20 protein-coding genes and 1 tRNA gene are annotated in these 20,498 nt (G+C 38.6%); 10 read left to right on the top strand and 11 right to left on the bottom strand.

Annotation, left to right across the window (positions count from 1 at the left end; genetic code table 11):
* Positions 1–111 precede the first annotated feature (111 nt).
* From PSF28_RS06795 to PSF28_RS06775, 5 genes are all read right to left on the bottom strand, one after another.
* Entirely contained in the window at positions 112–1,296 is a 1,185-nt protein-coding gene (locus tag PSF28_RS06795) for an MFS transporter (protein WP_272684813.1), read from the bottom strand.
* Positions 1,297–1,347: 51 nt separating this feature from the next.
* Positions 1,348–2,130 (bottom strand): helix-turn-helix transcriptional regulator, encoded by a 783-nt coding sequence (locus PSF28_RS06790; RefSeq protein ID WP_210840147.1) that lies wholly within the window; start codon positions 2,128–2,130, stop codon positions 1,348–1,350.
* Between the two features lie 161 nt (positions 2,131–2,291).
* Positions 2,292–3,056: a helix-turn-helix transcriptional regulator gene (locus PSF28_RS06785; protein WP_272684812.1), complete on the bottom strand. Its 765-nt coding sequence runs from the start codon at positions 3,054–3,056 to the stop codon at positions 2,292–2,294.
* A gap of 15 nt (positions 3,057–3,071) precedes the next feature.
* Positions 3,072–4,265 carry an MFS transporter gene (locus PSF28_RS06780; RefSeq protein ID WP_210840509.1) on the bottom strand — a complete coding sequence of 398 codons (1,194 nt, stop codon included), beginning with the start codon at positions 4,263–4,265 and terminating at the stop codon, positions 3,072–3,074.
* A gap of 39 nt (positions 4,266–4,304) precedes the next feature.
* Positions 4,305–5,066 (bottom strand): hypothetical protein, encoded by a 762-nt coding sequence (locus PSF28_RS06775; protein ID WP_272684811.1) that lies wholly within the window; start codon positions 5,064–5,066, stop codon positions 4,305–4,307.
* Positions 5,067–5,272: 206 nt separating this feature from the next.
* Between PSF28_RS06775 and PSF28_RS06770 the strand changes: the two genes are divergently transcribed.
* Positions 5,273–5,482 carry a helix-turn-helix domain-containing protein gene (locus tag PSF28_RS06770; RefSeq protein WP_210839677.1) on the top strand — a complete coding sequence of 70 codons (210 nt, stop codon included), beginning with the start codon at positions 5,273–5,275 and terminating at the stop codon, positions 5,480–5,482.
* Positions 5,483–5,590: 108 nt separating this feature from the next.
* Here the strand turns inward: PSF28_RS06770 and sugE are convergent, their stop codons facing one another.
* On the bottom strand, positions 5,591–5,905 hold the full coding sequence (gene sugE / locus PSF28_RS06765; protein WP_210839686.1) for a quaternary ammonium compound efflux SMR transporter SugE: 315 nt from the start codon (positions 5,903–5,905) through the stop codon (positions 5,591–5,593).
* A gap of 269 nt (positions 5,906–6,174) precedes the next feature.
* Here sugE and PSF28_RS06760 point away from each other — a divergent pair, with 269 nt between their 5' ends.
* The 3 genes from PSF28_RS06760 (at position 6,175) to PSF28_RS06750 (ending at position 9,962) form a co-directional block, all read left to right on the top strand.
* On the top strand, positions 6,175–7,083 hold the full coding sequence (locus PSF28_RS06760; RefSeq protein WP_210839687.1) for an EamA family transporter: 909 nt from the start codon (positions 6,175–6,177) through the stop codon (positions 7,081–7,083).
* Positions 7,084–7,422: 339 nt separating this feature from the next.
* Positions 7,423–9,516: a pyruvate/proton symporter CstA gene (cstA, locus tag PSF28_RS06755; protein ID WP_004908095.1), complete on the top strand. Its 2,094-nt coding sequence runs from the start codon at positions 7,423–7,425 to the stop codon at positions 9,514–9,516.
* Positions 9,517–9,764: 248 nt separating this feature from the next.
* Positions 9,765–9,962, top strand: coding sequence for a YbdD/YjiX family protein (locus tag PSF28_RS06750; protein WP_004908094.1), 198 nt, complete (start codon positions 9,765–9,767; stop codon positions 9,960–9,962).
* Positions 9,963–10,040: 78 nt separating this feature from the next.
* Here PSF28_RS06750 and efp read toward each other — a convergent pair whose 3' ends face one another.
* Entirely contained in the window at positions 10,041–10,607 is a 567-nt protein-coding gene (gene efp / locus PSF28_RS06745; RefSeq protein ID WP_004258667.1) for an elongation factor P, read from the bottom strand.
* Between the two features lie 43 nt (positions 10,608–10,650).
* Between efp and epmB the strand changes: the two genes are divergently transcribed.
* A complete protein-coding gene (epmB, locus tag PSF28_RS06740; RefSeq protein ID WP_272684810.1) occupies positions 10,651–11,679 on the top strand; it encodes an EF-P beta-lysylation protein EpmB in 1,029 nt (342 codons plus the stop codon).
* A 44-nt stretch (positions 11,680–11,723) separates the two neighbouring features.
* On the opposite strand, the gene PSF28_RS06735 is transcribed toward epmB, so the two are convergent.
* From PSF28_RS06735 to PSF28_RS06720, 4 genes are all read right to left on the bottom strand, one after another.
* The gene (locus PSF28_RS06735) at positions 11,724–12,068 is read right to left on the bottom strand and encodes a DUF4156 domain-containing protein (protein ID WP_004908089.1); all 345 of its coding nucleotides are present in this window, start codon (positions 12,066–12,068) and stop codon (positions 11,724–11,726) included.
* 418 nt (positions 12,069–12,486) lie between these two features.
* Positions 12,487–14,130, bottom strand: a complete 1,644-nt coding sequence (gene groL, locus PSF28_RS06730) for a chaperonin GroEL (protein ID WP_210839703.1) — start codon at positions 14,128–14,130, stop codon at positions 12,487–12,489.
* A 51-nt stretch (positions 14,131–14,181) separates the two neighbouring features.
* Positions 14,182–14,475 carry a co-chaperone GroES gene (locus tag PSF28_RS06725; RefSeq protein WP_004908085.1) on the bottom strand — a complete coding sequence of 98 codons (294 nt, stop codon included), beginning with the start codon at positions 14,473–14,475 and terminating at the stop codon, positions 14,182–14,184.
* 163 nt (positions 14,476–14,638) lie between these two features.
* Complete coding sequence (locus PSF28_RS06720; RefSeq protein WP_096864374.1) at positions 14,639–15,154, bottom strand: FxsA family protein; 516 nt, start codon at positions 15,152–15,154, stop codon at positions 14,639–14,641.
* Between the two features lie 436 nt (positions 15,155–15,590).
* Here PSF28_RS06720 and aspA point away from each other — a divergent pair, with 436 nt between their 5' ends.
* From aspA to PSF28_RS06695, 5 genes are all read left to right on the top strand, one after another.
* Positions 15,591–17,015 carry an aspartate ammonia-lyase gene (gene aspA / locus PSF28_RS06715; protein ID WP_004908081.1) on the top strand — a complete coding sequence of 475 codons (1,425 nt, stop codon included), beginning with the start codon at positions 15,591–15,593 and terminating at the stop codon, positions 17,013–17,015.
* A gap of 144 nt (positions 17,016–17,159) precedes the next feature.
* Positions 17,160–18,482, top strand: coding sequence for an anaerobic C4-dicarboxylate transporter (locus tag PSF28_RS06710; RefSeq protein ID WP_004258703.1), 1,323 nt, complete (start codon positions 17,160–17,162; stop codon positions 18,480–18,482).
* Between the two features lie 636 nt (positions 18,483–19,118).
* The gene (locus PSF28_RS06705; protein WP_210838873.1) at positions 19,119–19,412 is read left to right on the top strand and encodes a helix-turn-helix domain-containing protein; all 294 of its coding nucleotides are present in this window, start codon (positions 19,119–19,121) and stop codon (positions 19,410–19,412) included.
* A gap of 222 nt (positions 19,413–19,634) precedes the next feature.
* Positions 19,635–20,207, top strand: coding sequence for a division control transcriptional repressor DicD (gene dicD / locus PSF28_RS06700; RefSeq protein WP_419182212.1), 573 nt, complete (start codon positions 19,635–19,637; stop codon positions 20,205–20,207).
* A gap of 126 nt (positions 20,208–20,333) precedes the next feature.
* Positions 20,334–20,409 (top strand) — tRNA-Phe (locus tag PSF28_RS06695).
* Positions 20,410–20,498 lie beyond the last annotated feature (89 nt).

Raw genomic sequence — 20,498 nt, 5'->3', positions numbered from 1 at the left:
TCCGCAAAATTTTTGTATACCCAATAGGGTAGCAATCTTATTTTCTATTACTATAGCTCTATAATTTATGATGATTTCCCCCCTAACGGGGGGATTAAATCATGGTTAACACTAAGCAGGATTTGGTTTTGGCAAACAAGCAGATACAAAGTAAAAAAGCCCACAAACCGCAATAAATAGCCCAACATAACCTAGGTTAAAGTGGCCTAAATAACTGACAATCAGAGGGGTGATCCCACCGATAGATGCAGCTGCGCTATTATAACCAACACCTAATATTGTTGCCTGCCCATTAGATTTGTCCATCAGTACCGCTGATAAATTACACAATATCATCGCTGAGTATGCGGACATAACAACTTGAGTAAAAAAGACTAGAAGCAAACTATCTATTTGTAATAAAAAATAAAGTGGCGCTGAAAACAATACGATCCCTTTAACGCCCATATCAAAAACAGATTTAGCCGAACTATACTTGTCTGTTAGCCAACCACATATCATCATAAAAACTAGCAATAAACCGGATGAAAATATTTCATAATAATTTTTTATCTCATCTATCTTTAATTGTTGAATAATTAGTGAGGTTGACAAACTTTGAGAGTAAAAAGTGACAGTACCTGGAATGGTAAATAAGAACACCCAAAATACATGATACCAACTAAATATCGCTTTTTTATCTAACTCATTTTTATAATCGGGTAATTTAGCTCTAAACCAAAAGCTAATAAAAATGTTAACCAAACCAATTAACAATGGAATTCTCCATCCAATTGACTGCATAGTATCTTCAGATAACGTATTCTTTAGTATAAAAACGGTAGCTAATGATGCAATGACCCCACACAAAGAACTACCAACAATAATTGACGAAACTCTAGATCGAATATTTCCATCTAAATCCTTAAATAAATATGTAATTAGAGAGGGAAATTCACCTGCGAAGCTAAAAGAAAGAGCCAATTGTAAAATTAATATCACTAATGGCGTATAGTTCCCTAATAATTCAATGGGTAACAGTGCCATCATTAATGTTGCCGTACCGGTTATCAAGCTTGTTAATACTAGGGCTGACTTTTTTCCTACCGTATCAGCATAGCGGCCGATAACATATCCGCCTAAAGGGCGGATTAAAAAACGTAATGCAAAGATACCCCATACCATTTCTGTCGCTTGAGAATAACCTAATTTAGTTAATTCAATACTTAAATAAGTAGATATAGCTGCAAAAACTGCAATATCATAGTATTCCAAAGCATTACCAGCTACAGCACCCAACCTAAATTTCCATTTCATTTTTATCCCTTTTCTATTAATGACTTTCCTTGTAGAGAAATATTCTGTCCTTTAGGGATAACTCACCAGAGACTCCAAACAAGCAAGAGTAATACCATTTTCTTTTAAAGCCTTAAATAACCCGCTAGGTGAAGTATAAGAGCAACCTAATTTTTCCTTAATACGTTGAATACGTTTATTTTCAGTCGCTTCCGAACAACCTTGGATATAACTAATTTCCTTTACCCGGCAATGTGATAATAGTAATCGGATAGTCATCATTTCTTTACGGGTAAAACGAATATTACCAAAACGCATATAAGGATGAATATCTAAAGGTTCAGGCTCTTGTTCACTAAGCTTATTAACTCTATTCAGTGGAAACTTAATTTCCTCGCGCAAGGGTAGAATGGCATAATTATCTTTGTCTTTTTTCCATGATTCATACGAAAAATCTATAATCGTTGGCCTACACTTATAAAGTGATATCATATCGTTGAGTGAAATTACCCTCCTAGAATTAATGGAGACAATGTCATACATGTTTCCATACTTCGCACAAAAATCAATTTTCAATTTTCTTTTTTTAGTTTTTGCTAACGTGTTTATAAAGATTTCTGAGTAATTACTCCAGTATTGAATCCCTGGAGATAACCTTTCACTTAAACGTAAATCTAAATCAGCATTCCAATATATGAGCAGCCATTCGTAATTATTTGACATAATACTCACTTGCTTATTACTAAGATCAACTCTGGTTATGGACAAATCTATATCATTCCAATCAAAATACTTTGAAAAAAGGTTTGTTAAATTAGAACAGGCTTTTTCTAATAAATTATTTTCTATATCCATACACTATCCTTAATTTGATTATTTTTAAAATAATTAAATTGAAATTAATATTTTCAAAAAACAGTATAATTATTATAATCTGGGAATTAATGAATTAAAGGTACCACATCCCCACTCTCAATTAGGTTAATAATTCAGCACGTTAAAATAGATATTCTAAATTAAGGGTAACTTACCAGAGACTCCAAACAAGCAAGGGTAATGCCATTTTCTTTTAATGCCTGAAATAACCCGCTAGGTGAAGTATAAGAGCAACCTAATTTTTTCTTAATACGTTGAATACGTTTATTTTCTGTCGCTTCCGAACAACCTTGGATATAACTAATTTCTTTTACCCGGCAATGTGATAATAGTAATCGGATAGTCATCATTTCTTTACGGGTAAAACGAATATTACCAAAACGCATATAGTGGTGAGCATCTAAAATATCCCGATTATTATCGTCTAATTGTTGAGATAAGCTTATATCCGCCCTAAGTGGTAAAATAATATTTTCATTATCTTTCCAGGCATACTGGGAGTAATCAGAAATAACAGCCCTTAATTTATAGAGTTCTAATAATTCATTACTTGTAAATTTTTTTCTTGAATTTATTGAGGTAATTTCATATATACCACCATATTGGGTACAAAAATCCACCTTCATTTCTTTCTTATCTGTTTTAGATAATGTTTTTTGAAATGCAGTAGAGTAATTATTCCAGTATTGAATACCGGGGGTTAATCGTTCCTTTACTTTTTTATCTAGATCATCATCCCAAACCATGAGAACCCAATTATAATTACTCGAAATAGTTCTTACAGAATGATTAATTAAATCTACTCTACTATAAGTCACATCTATATCATTCCAATCGAAATATTTTAAAAACTTATCACCGAAACCAGAACAAGACAGTTCTAGGTATTTATTTTCGATATTCATACATCCCCCTTACATTTAAACAGTTAACAATTTTTGTTTTTTATTCAATAAAGCTGAAGCAAACAAAGTTAATGAACTCAACGAAACAAAAACACCCACCAAGGAAACATCAATAATGACTAAGTAATTAATAATTAAGGGCGTTAACCCACCTATAATCGTCGATGCAAAATTGTACCCCATACTTAATGTCGTAACTTGCCCATTGGCTGGCTTTGCCATGGCATAACTCCAATTACATAGCACCATCGCTGAAATAATAATAATTGATGACTGGGAGATAAGTACTAATAACAAAATCTTAGTCGACATTAGGTAATAAATCGGAATTGATAATATGGCAGCGAGCTTTACCCCTAAATGAAAGACTCGTTCAGAGTAACTGTATTTATCTGTTAACCAGCTAACGATTGCCATTAAGATTAACAATAAAGTTGATGATAGCATTGAATATATACTCTTAAATTCTTCTAGCTCTAACTCCTTAAGTAAAAACGAAGATGAAAAATTTAAGGTATAAAAAACTACTGAACCCGGAATAACAATCAATAAAATATTAAATGCCTTTAACCAATCTACTTTTTGGTGTTTATCATATTCAATGGGTTGGTCTGGTAAGCGATAACGAAACCAAAAACAGATTAGTATATTACCTAAACCTAATAGTAATGGTATTCTCCACCCTACTCTTTGCATGGTTTCAGGGGTTAATATATTTTCAAGAATTAACACAATTCCCAACGAGGCAATAACGCCAACCACTGCACTTCCTGTTAATAATGCCGAAATTCTACCGCGTTCTTGGGGCTTAGAGTCTTTATATAGATAGGTAGACAGTGACGGGCTTTCACCCGCAAAACTAAAAGATAGCAACATTTGAAGGAATAAAATGGCTAATGGCGTATATACCCCTAATAATTCAATTGGCAGAAATGCCATGCATAATGTGGCACTACCGGTAAGAATACTGACCAAAATCATGGCCGGTTTTTTACCGACTTTATCGGCATAACGGCCAATCACATACCCCCCTAATGGCCGTATAAGAAAACGTAAAGCAAAAATCCCCCACACCAGCTCTGTTGCTTGTTGATAACCTAGGCGAGTTAATTCTGCACTTAAATATGATGAAATCGCTGCAAAAATTGCAACATCATAAAATTCTAAGGTATGCCCTGCGACAGCACCAAAACGTAATTTCCATTTCATAAAATGATTTTACATCCCTATATAAAACAAATAGTGAAATTAATTAATAGGCATTAGCTTTTCTAAACTTGTTAATGTAATGCCGTGACCTTCCATTACAGAAAAGCATTCCTTTTGAGAGACCATTTCACAGTTTAATTTTTTCTTGATGTTTTTAACTCTTATATATTCCACCTCTTCCGAACAGCCTTGAATACGGCTAATTTCCTTGATATTTCGGTGGGAAAGCAACAAGCGAATAGTTAATGCTTCTTTGTTTGAAAATGATAACTGGCCAAAACGTATAATATCAGGAACTTCCTTACCCCTACAAATAATAGGTGCGGGTTCATCTAATTCAATTTTTTGGCGTAATGGCAATGCCACTGTTTTATTTTCAGACCATTTTTCATATGCATAATCAGAAACTATTGAACGCAAGTGAGATAATGAAAGTAAGTACTCATATGAGACGTTATGGTTCCCATTGAGTGAAAATATCTCAAATAAATTATTGTACCTATTACAAATATCAATTTTTTTATTACCTTTATCGAGTTTGGTTAATATTTTCTGGTATGCATCTGAATAATTACTCCAATACTGCACCCCAGAGAATAACCGTTCTTTTAATGATAGATCCATATCATGGTACCAATAAATTAATTGCCATTCATAATTACTGGATAATGCATATATCTTTTTTTCATCAATATCAATAACATTATAATGGATATCAATATCATTCCAATTAAAATAATTGCAAAGATCTAACTTTAACCTAGCATTTATTTTTTCCATCTTATTGTTTTCTATATCCATAAAAATCACCTTGTAGTTATTTAAATAAAAATAAAGATAATAAAAGCGTTTAACCCATATCTTTAGCACATAAAAATAAATATTCAAAGACCGAAATTTAAAGGGATTTAAAATTAAGAATTATTTTTTTATCTTGATATCTAAATTGAGTTCCAGCTAACTTAAATAATTTCAATTATATTTATACATTAACTATTGGAGATCATATGAAACAAGATTGGCATTCAGCTGATATTATTGCAGCGATAAAGAAAAAAGGTTCTTCTCTCTCTCAAATATCACGGCAAGCAGGGTTAAATTCATCAACACTGAATAATGCGCTTTCAAGACGTTGGCCTAAAGGAGAAAGAATTATTGCTGAGTTTTTGGATATACCAGCATCTGAAATTTGGCCATCACGTTATCATGAAAAATAACCAAGAAGAGTCCATTTTTCTATGCCTAACCCATTAATGAATATAAATCAAGCGGGTAATCATGACTTCCACCCGCTTGTTTATTATGTCGTAATTTTGAATTTAAGATTAACTTGATACTTTTAAACCAATTAACCCGGTAATAATCAATGCAAGGCTTAACAAGCGGAACATATTTGCTGACTCACCAAGGAAAATAATCCCAATAATTGCTGTGCCCACAGCCCCAATCCCCGTCCAAATGGCATAAGCCGTGCCGACCGGTAAATCACGCATGGCGTAGGCTAATAGCCCCATACTCGCAATAATGGCGATAATGGTAATAATACTCGGCGTTAAACGGGTTAAGCCATGGCTATATTTTAGCCCTACAGCCCATACCACTTCTAATAAACCTGCAAATAAAAGGACGATCCAAGCCATGATTGCTTGCTCCCGTTAATTACTCGGGGTCGTCCCCATATTTAAATGACGTTGATTCAGGCCGTCCTGAATACGTATGATGTATGAATACATTATAAATATTCACAGACCCAGACTCAAGCAACGAAAAATAACAAATAAGCGCAAATCAACCATAAAACTTAACCTTTTTATACCGTTTTTTATTATTAAGCATCATAACCATCGCACTCAAAATTATACACATGTAAAGTAGATGTCTAATCTGGCAAGTTCATCGAGAAAACAGCATGAGTCTCAGAGACATCTTACTCGCCCTTTGTGTGGTGGTTATTTGGGGTGTTAACTTCGTTATCATTAAACTCGGCGTTACCGCACTTCCGCCGTTATTATTAGGCGCATTACGTTTCATGTTTGTGGCCTTTCCTGCTATTTTTATTTTTAAGCGCCCCAAAATTCCGTTCAAATTATTGCTTCTCTATGGGCTCACCATTAGCTTTGGCCAATTTGCCTTCTTATTTTGCGCGATTAGAGTGGGGATGCCTGCAGGGATTACCTCTGTCATATTGCAATCCCAAGCATTCTTTACTCTATTACTCGGCGCAATGATTTTAAAAGAATCATTACAGCCGACTCACTTTCTTGGTATGTTTATCGCAATTGCAGGGCTGACCGTGTTAGCCAATGGTGCCACTGCCGGCGGGCTAGATGATATTCCATTACTCGGGTTAGCATTTACTTTAATTGCTGGTTTATCATGGGCTTGTGGTAACATTACCAATAGGATCATAATGAAACAGGAAGGCGCTGAGAAATGCAGTGCCCTATCATTGGTCAGTTGGAGCGCGCTGATCCCAATCATCCCCTTTTTGATTAGTTCATGGGTTTTAGAAGGTGAAGAAGCCATTGTTGAAGGGCTATCAGGCTTTAATTGGTCAGTCTTTGGTGTCATTATCTATTTAGCTTATTTATCAACATTTGTCGGCTATGGGCTTTGGGGAGCCCTGCTCGGCCGTTATGAAGCTTGGCGTGTTGCTCCTTTTTCATTGTTGGTTCCAGTCTTTGGTTTAAGCAGCAGTGCTTTATTCCTTGGAGAGCATATAAATGGCGTACAAGTTGCTGGCCTCGTTTTGATCATGTTTGGCCTAATTACCACGCTTTTTGGTAAAAAAATAATCCAACAATTAAGACGAGCCTAGTTAACCAATTAATAGTCGGGAGTTTTTTAGCTTCCGATTATTTTCTTTTCTTTAACCATTCTCGTATCAACAAAAACATCGTAACAGACATTATCACTAAAAAACATCAAAAACCCAGATAAAAAACCAATTCATCAAATAATCGCTAGCTCAAAACCAGATAAAATCCAATAAATAATCCTAAATTAGTGATACTGACGACAATTATTAAATTTATCTCAAATTTCAATTAGGTGTCTCGTTTTAGCTACTTTTTCTTTAACTTAACTATGGCTATATCTTCCTCAGTTTCACTTAAATAAATAACAAATATCATTCATTGAACAGATGGGGATGGCTATGGGTAAACAATTTATTTGGATTGTGCTCGCTCTGCTCGGTGCTTTTTCACTTGGCTACATCGCTTTATATCGTGGCGAACAAATCAATGCCTTGTGGATCGTTGTCGCTGCCGTATGTATTTATCTGATTGCATACCGCTATTACGGGCTTTTTATTGCTAAAAAAGTACTCCAAGTCGATGCAACTCGAATGACGCCTGCAATTCGTCATAATGATGGCTTAGATTACGTACCAACAGATAAAAAAGTATTATTTGGTCACCATTTTGCCGCTATCGCAGGCGCCGGCCCACTGGTTGGCCCTGTTCTTGCCGCGCAAATGGGCTATTTACCCGGTATGCTGTGGCTACTCGCTGGGGTTGTGCTAGCTGGTGCCGTACAAGATTTTATGGTGCTGTTTGTCTCAACACGTCGAGATGGCCGCTCACTGGGTGAATTAGTCAAAGAAGAAATGGGCAATACCGCAGGGGTGCTGGCTTTAATCGCTTGTTTTATGATTATGGTAATCATCTTAGCCGTACTTGCCATGATTGTCGTAAAAGCCCTCACTCATAGCCCATGGGGAACTTATACGGTTGCCTTTACTATTCCTTTAGCGATTTTTATGGGTATTTATACCCGTTATATCCGCCCAGGACGCATTGGTGAAGTTTCTATTATTGGGCTAGTTTTTCTTGTATTTGCAATTATCTCAGGGGGTTGGGTTGCTGAAAGCGAAACTTGGGCACCTTACTTTGACTATACTGGTGTTCAACTCACTTGGATGTTAGTCGGTTATGGCTTTGTTGCTGCCGTTTTGCCAGTTTGGCTATTACTCGCTCCCCGCGACTACCTATCAACCTTCTTAAAAATCGGGACTATCATTGGTTTGGCAATTGGTATTTTAATCCTCAATCCAAATCTACAAATGCCCTCGCTGACGAAATATATTGATGGTACAGGTCCAGTTTGGGCAGGTGATTTGTTTCCATTCTTATTTATTACCATTGCTTGTGGCGCCGTTTCTGGCTTCCATGCGCTGATTTCATCAGGCACCACACCAAAAATGTTGGCTAATGAAAACCAAGCTTGCTTCATTGGTTATGGTGGCATGTTAATGGAATCTTTCGTGGCAATTATGGCATTGGTTGCCGCTTGTGTGATTGACCCAGGTGTCTATTTTGCCATGAACAGCCCAATGGCGATGTTAGCCCCCGCAGGTACGCAAGATGTAGTGGCTTCTGCAGCACAAGTTGTTAGTAGTTGGGGCTTCCAGATTACCCCAGAGCAACTCAATAGCATTGCCAATGACGTGGGTGAAACCAGTATTATTTCACGGGCAGGCGGTGCTCCGACACTGGCGGTTGGGATGGCGTATATTCTTCACGGCGCGCTTGGCGGCTTGATGAATGTGGCATTCTGGTACCACTTTGCCATATTATTTGAAGCATTATTTATTTTAACCGCGGTGGATGCAGGAACCCGAGCAGCACGTTTTATGCTACAAGATTTACTGGGAGTGGTGTCTCCATCTTTGAAACGTACGGATTCGCTACCCGCCAACTTGATAGCAACTGCACTGTGTGTGCTAGCTTGGGGTTATTTCCTCCACCAAGGCGTTGTCGACCCACTTGGTGGTATTAACACCTTGTGGCCATTGTTTGGTATCGCGAACCAAATGTTAGCAGGTATGGCATTAATGCTGTGTGCTGTGGTACTGTTCAAAATGAAGCGCCAAAGATATGCATGGGTCGCTTTAGTACCAACAGCATGGCTGTTAATCTGCACGATGACTGCAGGCTGGGAAAAAACCTTCAGTGAAGATGCCCGCGTCGGTTTCTTAGCTGTAGCAAATAAATTCCAAGCGATGATTGATAGCGGCAATATTCCTGTTCAATATACAGAGTCTCAATTAACTCAGTTAATTTTCAATAACCGCTTAGATGCAGGGTTAACTATTTTCTTTATGATTGTCGTGGTATTACTGGCTCTATTCTCCATCCGCACCGCGTTGAAGGCATTAAAATCTGACCAACCAACTGCGAATGAAGTACCATATGAACCCATGCCAGCCAACTATGAAGAAATCGTGGCAAATACCCGCCATCATTGATTTTCGCGGAAAAGCTTGTCACTGTTTAGGACATATACTCTTTCTCCAAAATAATTCACGTTGGAGCAAGGCGGCAAAGAAGATAATCCCTAGGAGCATACTCCAGTATGTGACTAGGGTTAGCGGATGAAGCCAACGCAGCAACAGCGTGAAGTATGAAGGAGAAACTAGGAGCATACATAACAGTATGTGACTAGGGTTAACAAGTGAAGCCAACATCGCTACAACACAAAATATGACGAGGATTTATGTTTGGAGAACTGGGAAAAGCGGCCCGCTACCTAGGCCAAGCGGCAAAAATGATGGTTGGCGTTCCCGATTACGACAACTATGTCGCTCATATGCAAAGAACACACCCTGACCAAACGCCTATGACCTATGAAGAATTTTTCAAAGAGCGTCAAGACGCACGTTACGGTGGCAAAGGTGGGTTTAAGTGCTGTTAATCACTTAAAATAGACAAAAAAAGCCGTGGTCGAGTACCACGGCTTTTTATTTTTAACGATTCAGTATAGGATCAACCGTTATTTTACGCGTGAAACATACTCACCTGAACGAGTATCAACACGGATAACTTCACCGATCTGAACGAACAGAGGAACCTTAACCACTGCGCCAGTGCTCAGTGTTGCAGGTTTACCACCTGTACCTGCGGTATCCCCTTTCAGGCCTGGGTCAGTATCGGTAATTTCTAACTCAACAAAGTTAGGTGGAGTTACCGCGATAGGACGGCCGTCCCACAGTGTTAAAATACATTCTGCTTGGTCAACTAACCATTTCGCGTTATCGCCAACGGTTTTTTCGTCCGCTGCTAACTGTTCAAAAGTTTCGTTGTTCATGAAATGCCAGAACTCACCGTCGTTGTACAGGTAAGTTAAGTTCATATCCATGACATCTGCACCTTCAACAGAGTCAGTAGACTTAAATGTTTTTTCCAACAGTTTGTTAGAAATTAGTTTACGGATACGCACGCGTGCGAATGCTTGACCTTTACCCGGTTTGACGAATTCACTTTCTAAAACGACACAAGGCTCGCCATCTAACATGATTTTAAGACCTGAGCGGAATTCATTGGTACTATAAGTAGCCATGGTGATCCTCTAATTTATAAACTAAAAATGGCATAGCCAAAAAATGGTCGATATTGTAACTCAAAATACCTCATCCAGAGAAGTCTGGATACAACAACTTGCTGAAGCAATCACTAATCCAGATGAATTGCTGCAAATACTTAACCTAGAAAATCATCTTTTATCGAAAGAAGGCAGTGAGGCACGCAAATTATTTCCTTTACGCGTTCCAATGCCCTTTATTTCCCGCATGAAAAAAGGCGATCCACTAGACCCTCTGTTATTGCAGGTATTAACTGCAAAAGCAGAGTTTGATATACATCCAGGTTTTTCTACTGACCCACTAGAAGAGCAGGATAATGAAATTCCAAGTTTACTGCATAAATACCACAACCGCGCATTACTGCTGGTAAAAGGTGGCTGTGCAGTCAACTGTCGCTACTGTTTTCGCCGGCATTTTCCTTACGAAGACAACAAAGGAAATAAAAATAACTGGTTGATGGCTGTGGATTATATAAAAAACCACACCGAACTCAATGAAATCATCTTCTCAGGTGGTGATCCGTTGATGGCAAAAGACCATGAACTTGATTGGCTCATCAGCCAATTAGAGGCGATTTCTCATATAAAACGCCTTAGAATTCATACTCGTTTGCCTGTGGTGATACCAGAACGCATCACAGATACGCTCTGTAAACGGCTTGCTAGCTCTAGGTTACAGGTCATTATGGTTACACACGTTAATCATGCTAACGAAATTGACGAGCTATTCACCAAGGCAATGCAAAAACTAAAACTATCAGGTGTGACATTATTAAACCAAAGCGTATTACTGCGCCAAGTTAATGACAACGTGACGGCTCTGATGAATTTAAGTAATGCCTTATTTGATGCAGGTATTTTGCCTTATTACTTACATGTATTAGATAAAGTTCAAGGCGCTGCGCACTTTTTAGTGAGTGATACCGAAGCTAGACAATTGATACAGCAATTACTGAGTAAGGTCTCTGGGTACCTTGTACCTAAGCTCGCTCGGGAAATTGGGGGAGAGCCAAGTAAAACACTGCTTGACCTTAACTTAAGGCAGAACTAGAAAGCAAAACGCCCAAATAATTATTTGGGCGCTATGAATTCATTTTAGGGGCACTTATAAACTTGGCCAACCATTTTGCTATCTAATGGAATGAAGCTAGATAACACGGTTTCACTTGGACTTGATGCACCAAAAATCACGTTACCGCCCATCGCCGCTGCTTTATTACGTAAATCATTTGCTGCGCTGCGCATTGAGCTAGATTCATTGTTGACACCACTCAACCAGTTGCTTTGAGTCCCTGCAACCTGACCGAGAAGTTGGCAATCACTTCCAGGTTGATTCTCAACAAAACGAACTTGTGAGCCTGCCGCAGTCAAATTAGTTGTTGTTGAACAACCTGCTAAAAGCAATAATGCAGCAGCACCAAGCAAGACTTTAATTCGCATGTTTTCCCTCATTTTTCATTGTGTTTTTGCAGCTGGTTTGAAAATCGCTTTAGTTCCAATAGCCTACTAATTGAAATATCTAGAAGGTGATTAACATACAGCGCCATAATTGCCACACATCACCAGCCGAATAGAGTCTACCACAAATTAATCAAGAACCTGCTCTATTCTTTGCTAATTCAAACCACTTACCTTACGTTAAATATAACCTGCGAAGCAACATTGACGCAAAAATAAATCGTATAACGCATTAATTGTATCTTGTTTTGATATATTACCTTCATCAATAATTAATGGTTATTTATTAATTAAAAATCAATAAAAAAACCGGCACCGCTAGAAATATAACGATGCCGGTCTTATGGTGGGTAGCCCTAACCTAGTTAGTAACTACTTGAGCTTGATGTCGCCAACTGGCTTACATCATACCGCCCATTCCACCCATGCCGCCCATACCAGCAGCACCTAAGTCAGGTGCATCTGATTTTGGCAGATCAGTGATCATCGCTTCAGTTGTGATCATCAGACCTGCGATAGACGCTGCGAATTGCAAAGCAGAACGCGTTACTTTAGTTGGATCTAAGATACCCATGTCGATCATATCGCCATAAGTGTCAGTTGCTGCGTTGTAACCTTCGTTGCCTTTAGCAGCTTTAACGTTGTTAACAACCACAGAAGCTTCTTCACCTGCGTTAGTGACGATTTGACGCATAGGTGATTCCATCGCACGTAGAGCAACACGAATACCAACTGTTTGCTCTTCGTTATCACCTTTCATGCCTTCCAGTTTCGCTGCAACGCGAACCAGTGCAGTACCACCACCAGCAACAACGCCTTCTTCAACGGCTGCGCGAGTTGCATGCAGAGCATCGTCAACACGAGCACGTTTTTCTTTCATTTCAACTTCAGTTGCTGCGCCCACTTTAATTACCGCTACACCACCTGCTAATTTAGCAACGCGTTCTTGCAGTTTTTCACGGTCGTAATCTGAAGAAGATTCTTCGATTTGCTGACGGATTTGTGCAACACGGCCAGCAATAGCAGACTCTTCACCCACACCATCAATGATAGTGGTCGTATCTTTGTTAATAACGATACGTTTTGCTTGACCTAAATCTTCTAATGTCGCTTTTTCTAACTCCATACCGATCTCTTCAGAGATAACAGTACCATTAGTCAGAATTGCGATATCTTGCAGCATTGCTTTACGACGGTCACCAAAGCCCGGTGCTTTAACCGCGGCAACTTTAACAATACCACGCATGGTGTTAACAACCAGAGTTGCCAGCGCTTCACCTTCAACATCTTCAGCGATGATTAATAGTGGTTTGCTTGCCTTAGCAACGCCTTCTAATACTGGTAGTAATTCACGGATGTTAGAAACTTTTTTGTCAACTAACAGGATGAATGGGTTTTCTAACTCAACAGCACCTGTTTCTGGTTTGTTGATGAAGTAAGGAGACAGGTAACCGCGGTCAAATTGCATACCTTCAACCACATCCAGCTCGTCTTCCAGACCAGTACCTTCTTCAACTGTGATAACGCCTTCTTTACCGACTTTATCCATCGCTTCTGCAATTAATTTACCCACGGTTTCGTCGGAGTTTGCAGAAATAGTACCAACCTGTGCGATTGATTTAGTGTCTGAACAAGGAACAGACAGTGCTTTCAGTTCTTCAACAGCAGCAACAACTGCTTTGTCGATACCGCGTTTCAAGTCCATTGGGTTCATACCCGCAGCGACCGCTTTTAAGCCTTCAGTAATGATAGCTTGAGCTAGTACAGTTGCCGTTGTGGTACCGTCACCCGCTGCGTCGTTAGCTTTAGAAGCAACTTCTTTCACCATCTGAGCGCCCATGTTTTCGAATTTGTCTTCTAATTCGATTTCACGTGCAACTGAAACACCATCTTTGGTGATAACTGGTGAGCCAAAAGATTTATCTAAAACTACGTTACGGCCTTTAGGACCTAAAGTCACTTTTACTGCGTCTGCCAGAACATTCACACCACGAAGCATTTTCGTACGTGCATCACTACCAAATTTAACGTCTTTAGCTGCCATTATCTCTTTCCTTCAAATTCTTTTCGTTCGTTGAGAAGTTTTAAGTGAAAATTACGCTTCAACAATTGCCAGAATGTCACTTTCGGACATAATCAGGACTTCTTCATTGTCGATTTTTTCAGCTTTCACGCCATAACCATCGTTAAAGATTACGATATCGCCAACTTTCACATCCAGTGCTTTGATTTCACCATTTTCGAGGATGCGGCCGTTGCCAACTGCAAGAACTTCACCACGAGTTGATTTGCTTGCGGCAGTACCCGTCAGAACGATCCCGCCTGCAGATTTTGATTCAACTTCTTTACGTTTAACGATAACACGGTCATGCAATGGACGAATTTTCATTAATAGTTCTCCTATAAATAAAGTCCATACTAGGTAAAAGGACGATACCAGCATGTCTTAAATAAACTAGTACCATGTTTGAGCAGATTGGGGCGAAGAAGAGGGACTTCAAGGGGGGAGATAAAAAATTTTTCATTTTTATCTCCCCATAAATAGGATGGTTTTATGGTTTAGGACGATCGTCTTTATCTGATGAATCTGTTTTATCTGAATTATCGATTGTAAAAGAAGGATCATCTTGCTTACGTTGGAATTCCCCCTCAAAAGTATCGCCACGTTGAAAGCCGCTATTTCCCGTTTGGTTAAAACCAGAACCTGGTTGGTAGAAACGAATATGAGGAATTAAGCGCATTACAATAAGCTTTTGAATTGGCGGTAGTAATAACAGTAAGCCAATAAAATCCGTAAAGAACCCAGGCACAATCAACAAGAAACCCGCTAAGACCAATGCAACGCTCTTGATCATTTCAGCTGCTGGGCTTTCACCCGACGCTAACTTTTGTTGGATTTGCAGTACATTTTTCATGCCTTGATTTTTCACAAGTGACACACCTAAGCAGGATGTCAAAACGACTAAAATTAACGTCATTAAAACTCCAACTTCAGATGCAACCCGCACAAAAATGACGGATTCAATGTAAACGAGAATACATATCAGAATGAGTGGTAACCAGCGCACAAGTTCTCCTTTATTTCAATAAGCTATCGATTATTTTACGCCCCTAGGGAAACCTTTGTGAACTGCATCTAAGAGACAACCATCAATATTCGCTTTTTTCTTTAGTATAGCCATAATAATTGGGGCAGATATAACGCTTTTCAACTCACAGATTTTTTTCATTAATGGCACTTATCTGTGATGAATATCACACAACGTGAAATCTGTTGCATAAATCAAACTATATAGTGATCTAGGTTCAAGGCAATAGATGATTAAAAGCATATCATCTACCCATAAATCAGTAGATCATAATGCTGACAACGTAGTAGACGGTGTTAATTGCTTGTAAAGTTTTACTTTGCAATATTAATCACCTGTGAATTTTGTTTTACGAAGTATCGATTTTTAAAGCGCATAAACGGACAGTAACTGTAATCTAATTAAGAAGGTTCTCATGTCAAACAATACTCGTATCGAAGAAGACCTGTTAGGTAAAAAAGAAGTTCCAGCTGATGCCTATTATGGTGTTCATACTCTGCGTGCGATTGAAAACTTTTATATCAGCGACCGCACCATTAACGATGTCCCAGAATTTATTCGTGGCATGGTTATGGTTAAAAAAGCGGCGGCTTTAGCCAACAAAGAACAGCACACTATTCCACGTAATATCGCGGATACCATCATCAAAGCGTGTGACGTTGTTCTAAATGAAGGCAAATGCATGGACCAATTCCCGGTTGACGTATTCCAAGGTGGTGCGGGCACATCACTGAACATGAATACCAACGAGGTTCTAGCAAACATCGGTCTTGAACTGATGGGCCATAAAAAAGGTGAGTATGAATTCTTAAACCCAAATGACCACCTAAACAAAAGTCAATCCACTAACGATGCATACCCTACAGGGTTCCGTATCGCAGTGTATAATTCTATATTGAAGTTAATTGAGTCTGTTGAATACCTGAAAAAAGGCTTTGAAGCTAAAGCGGAAGAATACAAAGACATTCTGAAAATGGGACGTACCCAGCTGCAGGATGCCGTTCCAATGACTGTCGGCCAAGAATTCCATGCTTTCGCTACTCTCTTAAAAGAAGAAGAGAAAAACTTAAAACGCAGCATTGAATTACTGCTCGAAGTTAACTTAGGCGCAACTGCTATTGGTACAGGCCTGAATACGGCACCTGGTTACTCAGAACTTGCAGTTAAAAAATTAGCAGAAGTGACTGGTTTACCATGCGTTCCAGCAGAAGACTTAATCGAAGCAACCTCTGACTGTGGTGCTTACATCACTGTTCATGCAGGGTTAAAACGTCTAGCGATGAAACTGTCTAAAATTTGTAACGACTTACGTCTGCTATCTTCAGGTCCTCGTGCTGGCCTTAAAGAAATCAACTTACCTGAGTTACAAGCTGGTTCGTCTATCATGCCAGCAAAAGTTAACCCTGTTATTCCTGAAGTCGTCAACCAAGCATGTTTCAAAGTTATTGGTAATGATATCTGTGTAACGATGGCTGCTGAAGCAGGTCAATTACAATTAAACGTAATGGAACCAGCGATTGGCCAAGCGATGTTCGAGTCTATCTCTCTGATGAGCAACGCATGTCGTAACCTGCAAGAAAAATGTATTAGCGGCATTACTGTGAACAAAGAAATCTGTGAAGCATTTGTGTTTAACTCCATCGGTATCGTCACTTATCTGAACCCATTCATTGGTCACCATAATGGTGATATCGTAGGTAAAATCTGTGCTGAAACGGGTAAGAGCGTACGCGAAGTTGTTTTAGAACGCGGTTTACTGACTGAAGCAGAACTGGATGATATTTTCTCTGTTGAGAACTTAAAACACCCAGCTTATAAAGCAAAACGCTTTGATGACTAAAAATTTATGTTTATCATAAATAATACTTAAAAATAAAGGCACGCCTCTCAACAGAAAGCGTGCCTTTTTTGATTAATACACACACAAATAATTAACATAACAGTTTCATAATTTTAATTTTCATTTTGTCGAGGAGTAAACACTATGTTAGCCGTAGAATTTATTATTGTTCTGCTGGCCATCTTTTTGGGGGCCCGTTTAGGTGGGATAGGTATCGGCTTTGCCGGTGGCCTTGGTGTACTGGTACTCGCAGCTATTGGCGTAAAACCAGGAACCATTCCATTTGACGTTATCTCAATCATCATGGCTGTTATTGCCGCTATCTCTGCAATGCAAATTGCTGGAGGTCTGGACTATTTAGTCGCCCAAACCGAAAAATTACTGCGTCGTAATCCTAAGTACATCACCATTCTTGCACCTATTGTTACCTACTTTCTGACACTTTTCGCAGGGACAGGTAATATCTCATTAGCAACACTGCCTGTTATTGCAGAAGTCGCTAAAGAACAAGGTGTAAAACCTTGTCGTCCATTATCGACTGCGGTCGTTGCAGCACAGATAGGTATTACAGCATCACCAATTTCTGCGGCAGTGGTTTACATGGCATCCGTCATGGAAAACCCAGCAATGGTGGGTGCAGGTAACACAGTCAGCTATATCTCACTTCTGAGTGTTCTATTACCTGCGACATTCCTTGCTATCATTTTGATGTCGTTCATCATCTCTTGGACGTTTAACTCTAAATTATCTGATGACCCTATCTACCAAAAACGTTTAGCGGAAGGTTTAGTTGAACTGCGCGGTAGCCAAGTTAAAGAAATCAAAGCGGGTGCTAAGTCTTCTGTACTGCTGTTCTTGCTTGGGGTTGTTGGCGTTGTCTGCTATGCCATCATTAACAGCCCAAGTTTAGGGATTGTTGAAACACCATTAATGAACACCACAAATGCGATTTTGATTATCATGCTGACTGTGGCGACATTAATCACTATTTTCTGCCGTGTAAATACTGATGCTATCTTGAACTCAAGTACCTTTAAAGCAGGTATGAGTGCATGTATTTGTATTTTAGGTGTGGCTTGGTTAGGTGATACATTCGTACAACACAACATTGACTGGATCAAAGAAACTGCGGGTGATTTAATTCATGAACATTCTTGGATGTTAGCGGTTATTTTCTTCTTCTGCTCCGCTTTACTATACTCACAAGCCGCAACAGCGAAGGCTCTAATGCCAATGGCATTAGCGCTGAATGTTAGCCCATTAACTGCTATCGCATCATTCTCTGCGGTTTCTGGTCTATTTATTCTGCCTACCTACCCAACACTGGTTGCTGCAGTACAGATGGATGACACAGGGACAACGCGTATTGGCCGATTCGTCTTTAACCATCCATTCTTTATTCCAGGCACTATCGCTGTCGCATTAGCTGTTTCATTCGGCTTCTTATTTGGCGGTATGATCCTATAGTTTATATTAGTTACAATTAATCTTATGCAGGCCCGTGCGAATAGCACGGGTTTTCTATACCTACCTATAACATATTATTTTTGTTATCTTATATAAAATCACGTAAGCAATTATAAAAATACAATAATCATTTAGATAAAAACTCAAACCATATCTTAAAAAGATATATTTAAAATATATTGAATTTAATTATGCATAAATCAGAGATAAAAATTTTTCTAACAATATAAGTATATTAATACTCTACATATAAGTGTAACAAACAATGACTATAAGCATGTAATAACAAGCCACCTCATTTATTTTATCAAAACCATCAATAAAAATATAACTCCAAAAAAAAAGAAAAACAAAAGAAAATTAAAATAAAAAACCAATAATTTAATTTAAAAAGATAATTAAACCAAAAAGACATTTCAACCACACGGATTGAGGGTATCAAAGATAGAAATCATCTATCAAAAATTTAAAATCAATCCGCCATAAATATTGGTAATAATTAACTCACCCTTGTTTAATAATACCCGAAAAACCTGATAATGATCATTTAATTAATTAAGTGATACGAATTAAATATCAAGAAAGTTTAATAACAAGATAATTTATTTTAGCAAAATTTATCTATTTGGAGGAGGCATGCTAAATACTCAACGAAGTGAAAATACAAATGTAACCGTTTATATTGGAACCTTTTTAAAGCACCGCAGAAAAGTGGTTGGTTTAACTGGTGCACAATTAGCTTCTCGCTTAAGAATCAGCCAGCAGCAAGTTTCCCGCTATGAAAGAGGTAAAAATGCCATTACTATCCAAGGTCTTTTGGACATTTTACAAGCTCTCGAATTGCGAAAACATGACATCGATGACTTTATGAATAAAGTCTTTCAGTTTTACTATATCGATGCGGCATTAGAAGCTAAATTGATCAATTAAAGTCTGATATAAACCCATGAAGTTCGTTCCAGGGGGGTTCTTCCCCCTCCTGTGTGCTTTAAACTACTCACTTTTGAATCCCATTCAATTTCTTATTTGGTTTTATCCCCCCCTCTCAGAAACGGCGACTCATGATAGCACTGCAAACCGCTATAATTCACAATTGAACATTGTTATGATGGAGAAAAATCAGACATTATTGTGATGGAGTTAACAATGCCTATCCAACGTGAAATTATTTTGAGCCATGCGTTAAATCAACTGGAAATCCAAGGTTTATCCGCATCCACAGAAAATTTACTCAGTGAAATTGAATCTGATTTCTCTACAATTCGGCAGTTCTGGCCAGACGATGAAGCTCTTGTTTATGATTGTTTGCGCTATCATAGCCAACAAATTGAAGTATGGCAGCGCCAAACCTTGCTAGATGAATCCCTAAGCCCGCAACAAAAATTAATGGCCCGTTACCAACAATTGTCTGAAAAAGTCAGTGAAGGGCGTTTTCCTGGCTGTTTGTTTATTTCTGCTTGTAATTATTACCCTGACTCACAGCACCCAATCCATCAGCTCAGTCGTTTACAGAAAGACAATTCCTTTAACTTCACCAAAGACCTGTTAGATGAATTGGATATTGAAGACTCTGAACTAGTCGCTAACCAAATGGAATTAGTGCTTGAAGGCTGTTTAAACCGCTTATTAGTACAAAGGGACATTCAAGATGTTGATATTGCACAACACCTTTCAGAGGACATCCTAACAATCGCACTGTGCCGTAAAAAAGGAGCGTTAAGCTAAAAAACTAATTAACGCATACTAAACGCACACTTTTTGTTGAAAAAGAAAACACTCAGTAAAAAAAAGTGTTTTTTTATTAAAAATGCATTGACGCAAACGGCTGAATACGGTTTAATGCGCCCCGTTGCCCGGATAGCTCAGTCGGTAGAGCAGGGGATTGAAAATCCCCGTGTCCTTGGTTCGATTCCGAGTCCGGGCACCACTATTTAAAGAACCCGCCCAAAAGGCGGGTTTTTGCTTTTGTATTTCCAAATACTCATACTTAGCCAACTAGGCTAAAAGCACGGAATG

It is taken from the genome of Providencia sp. PROV130 (assembly GCF_028482225.1).
In the GTDB taxonomy this organism is placed as follows: domain Bacteria; phylum Pseudomonadota; class Gammaproteobacteria; order Enterobacterales; family Enterobacteriaceae; genus Providencia; species Providencia rettgeri.
This window is presented reverse-complemented; position numbering and strand designations above follow the sequence as displayed.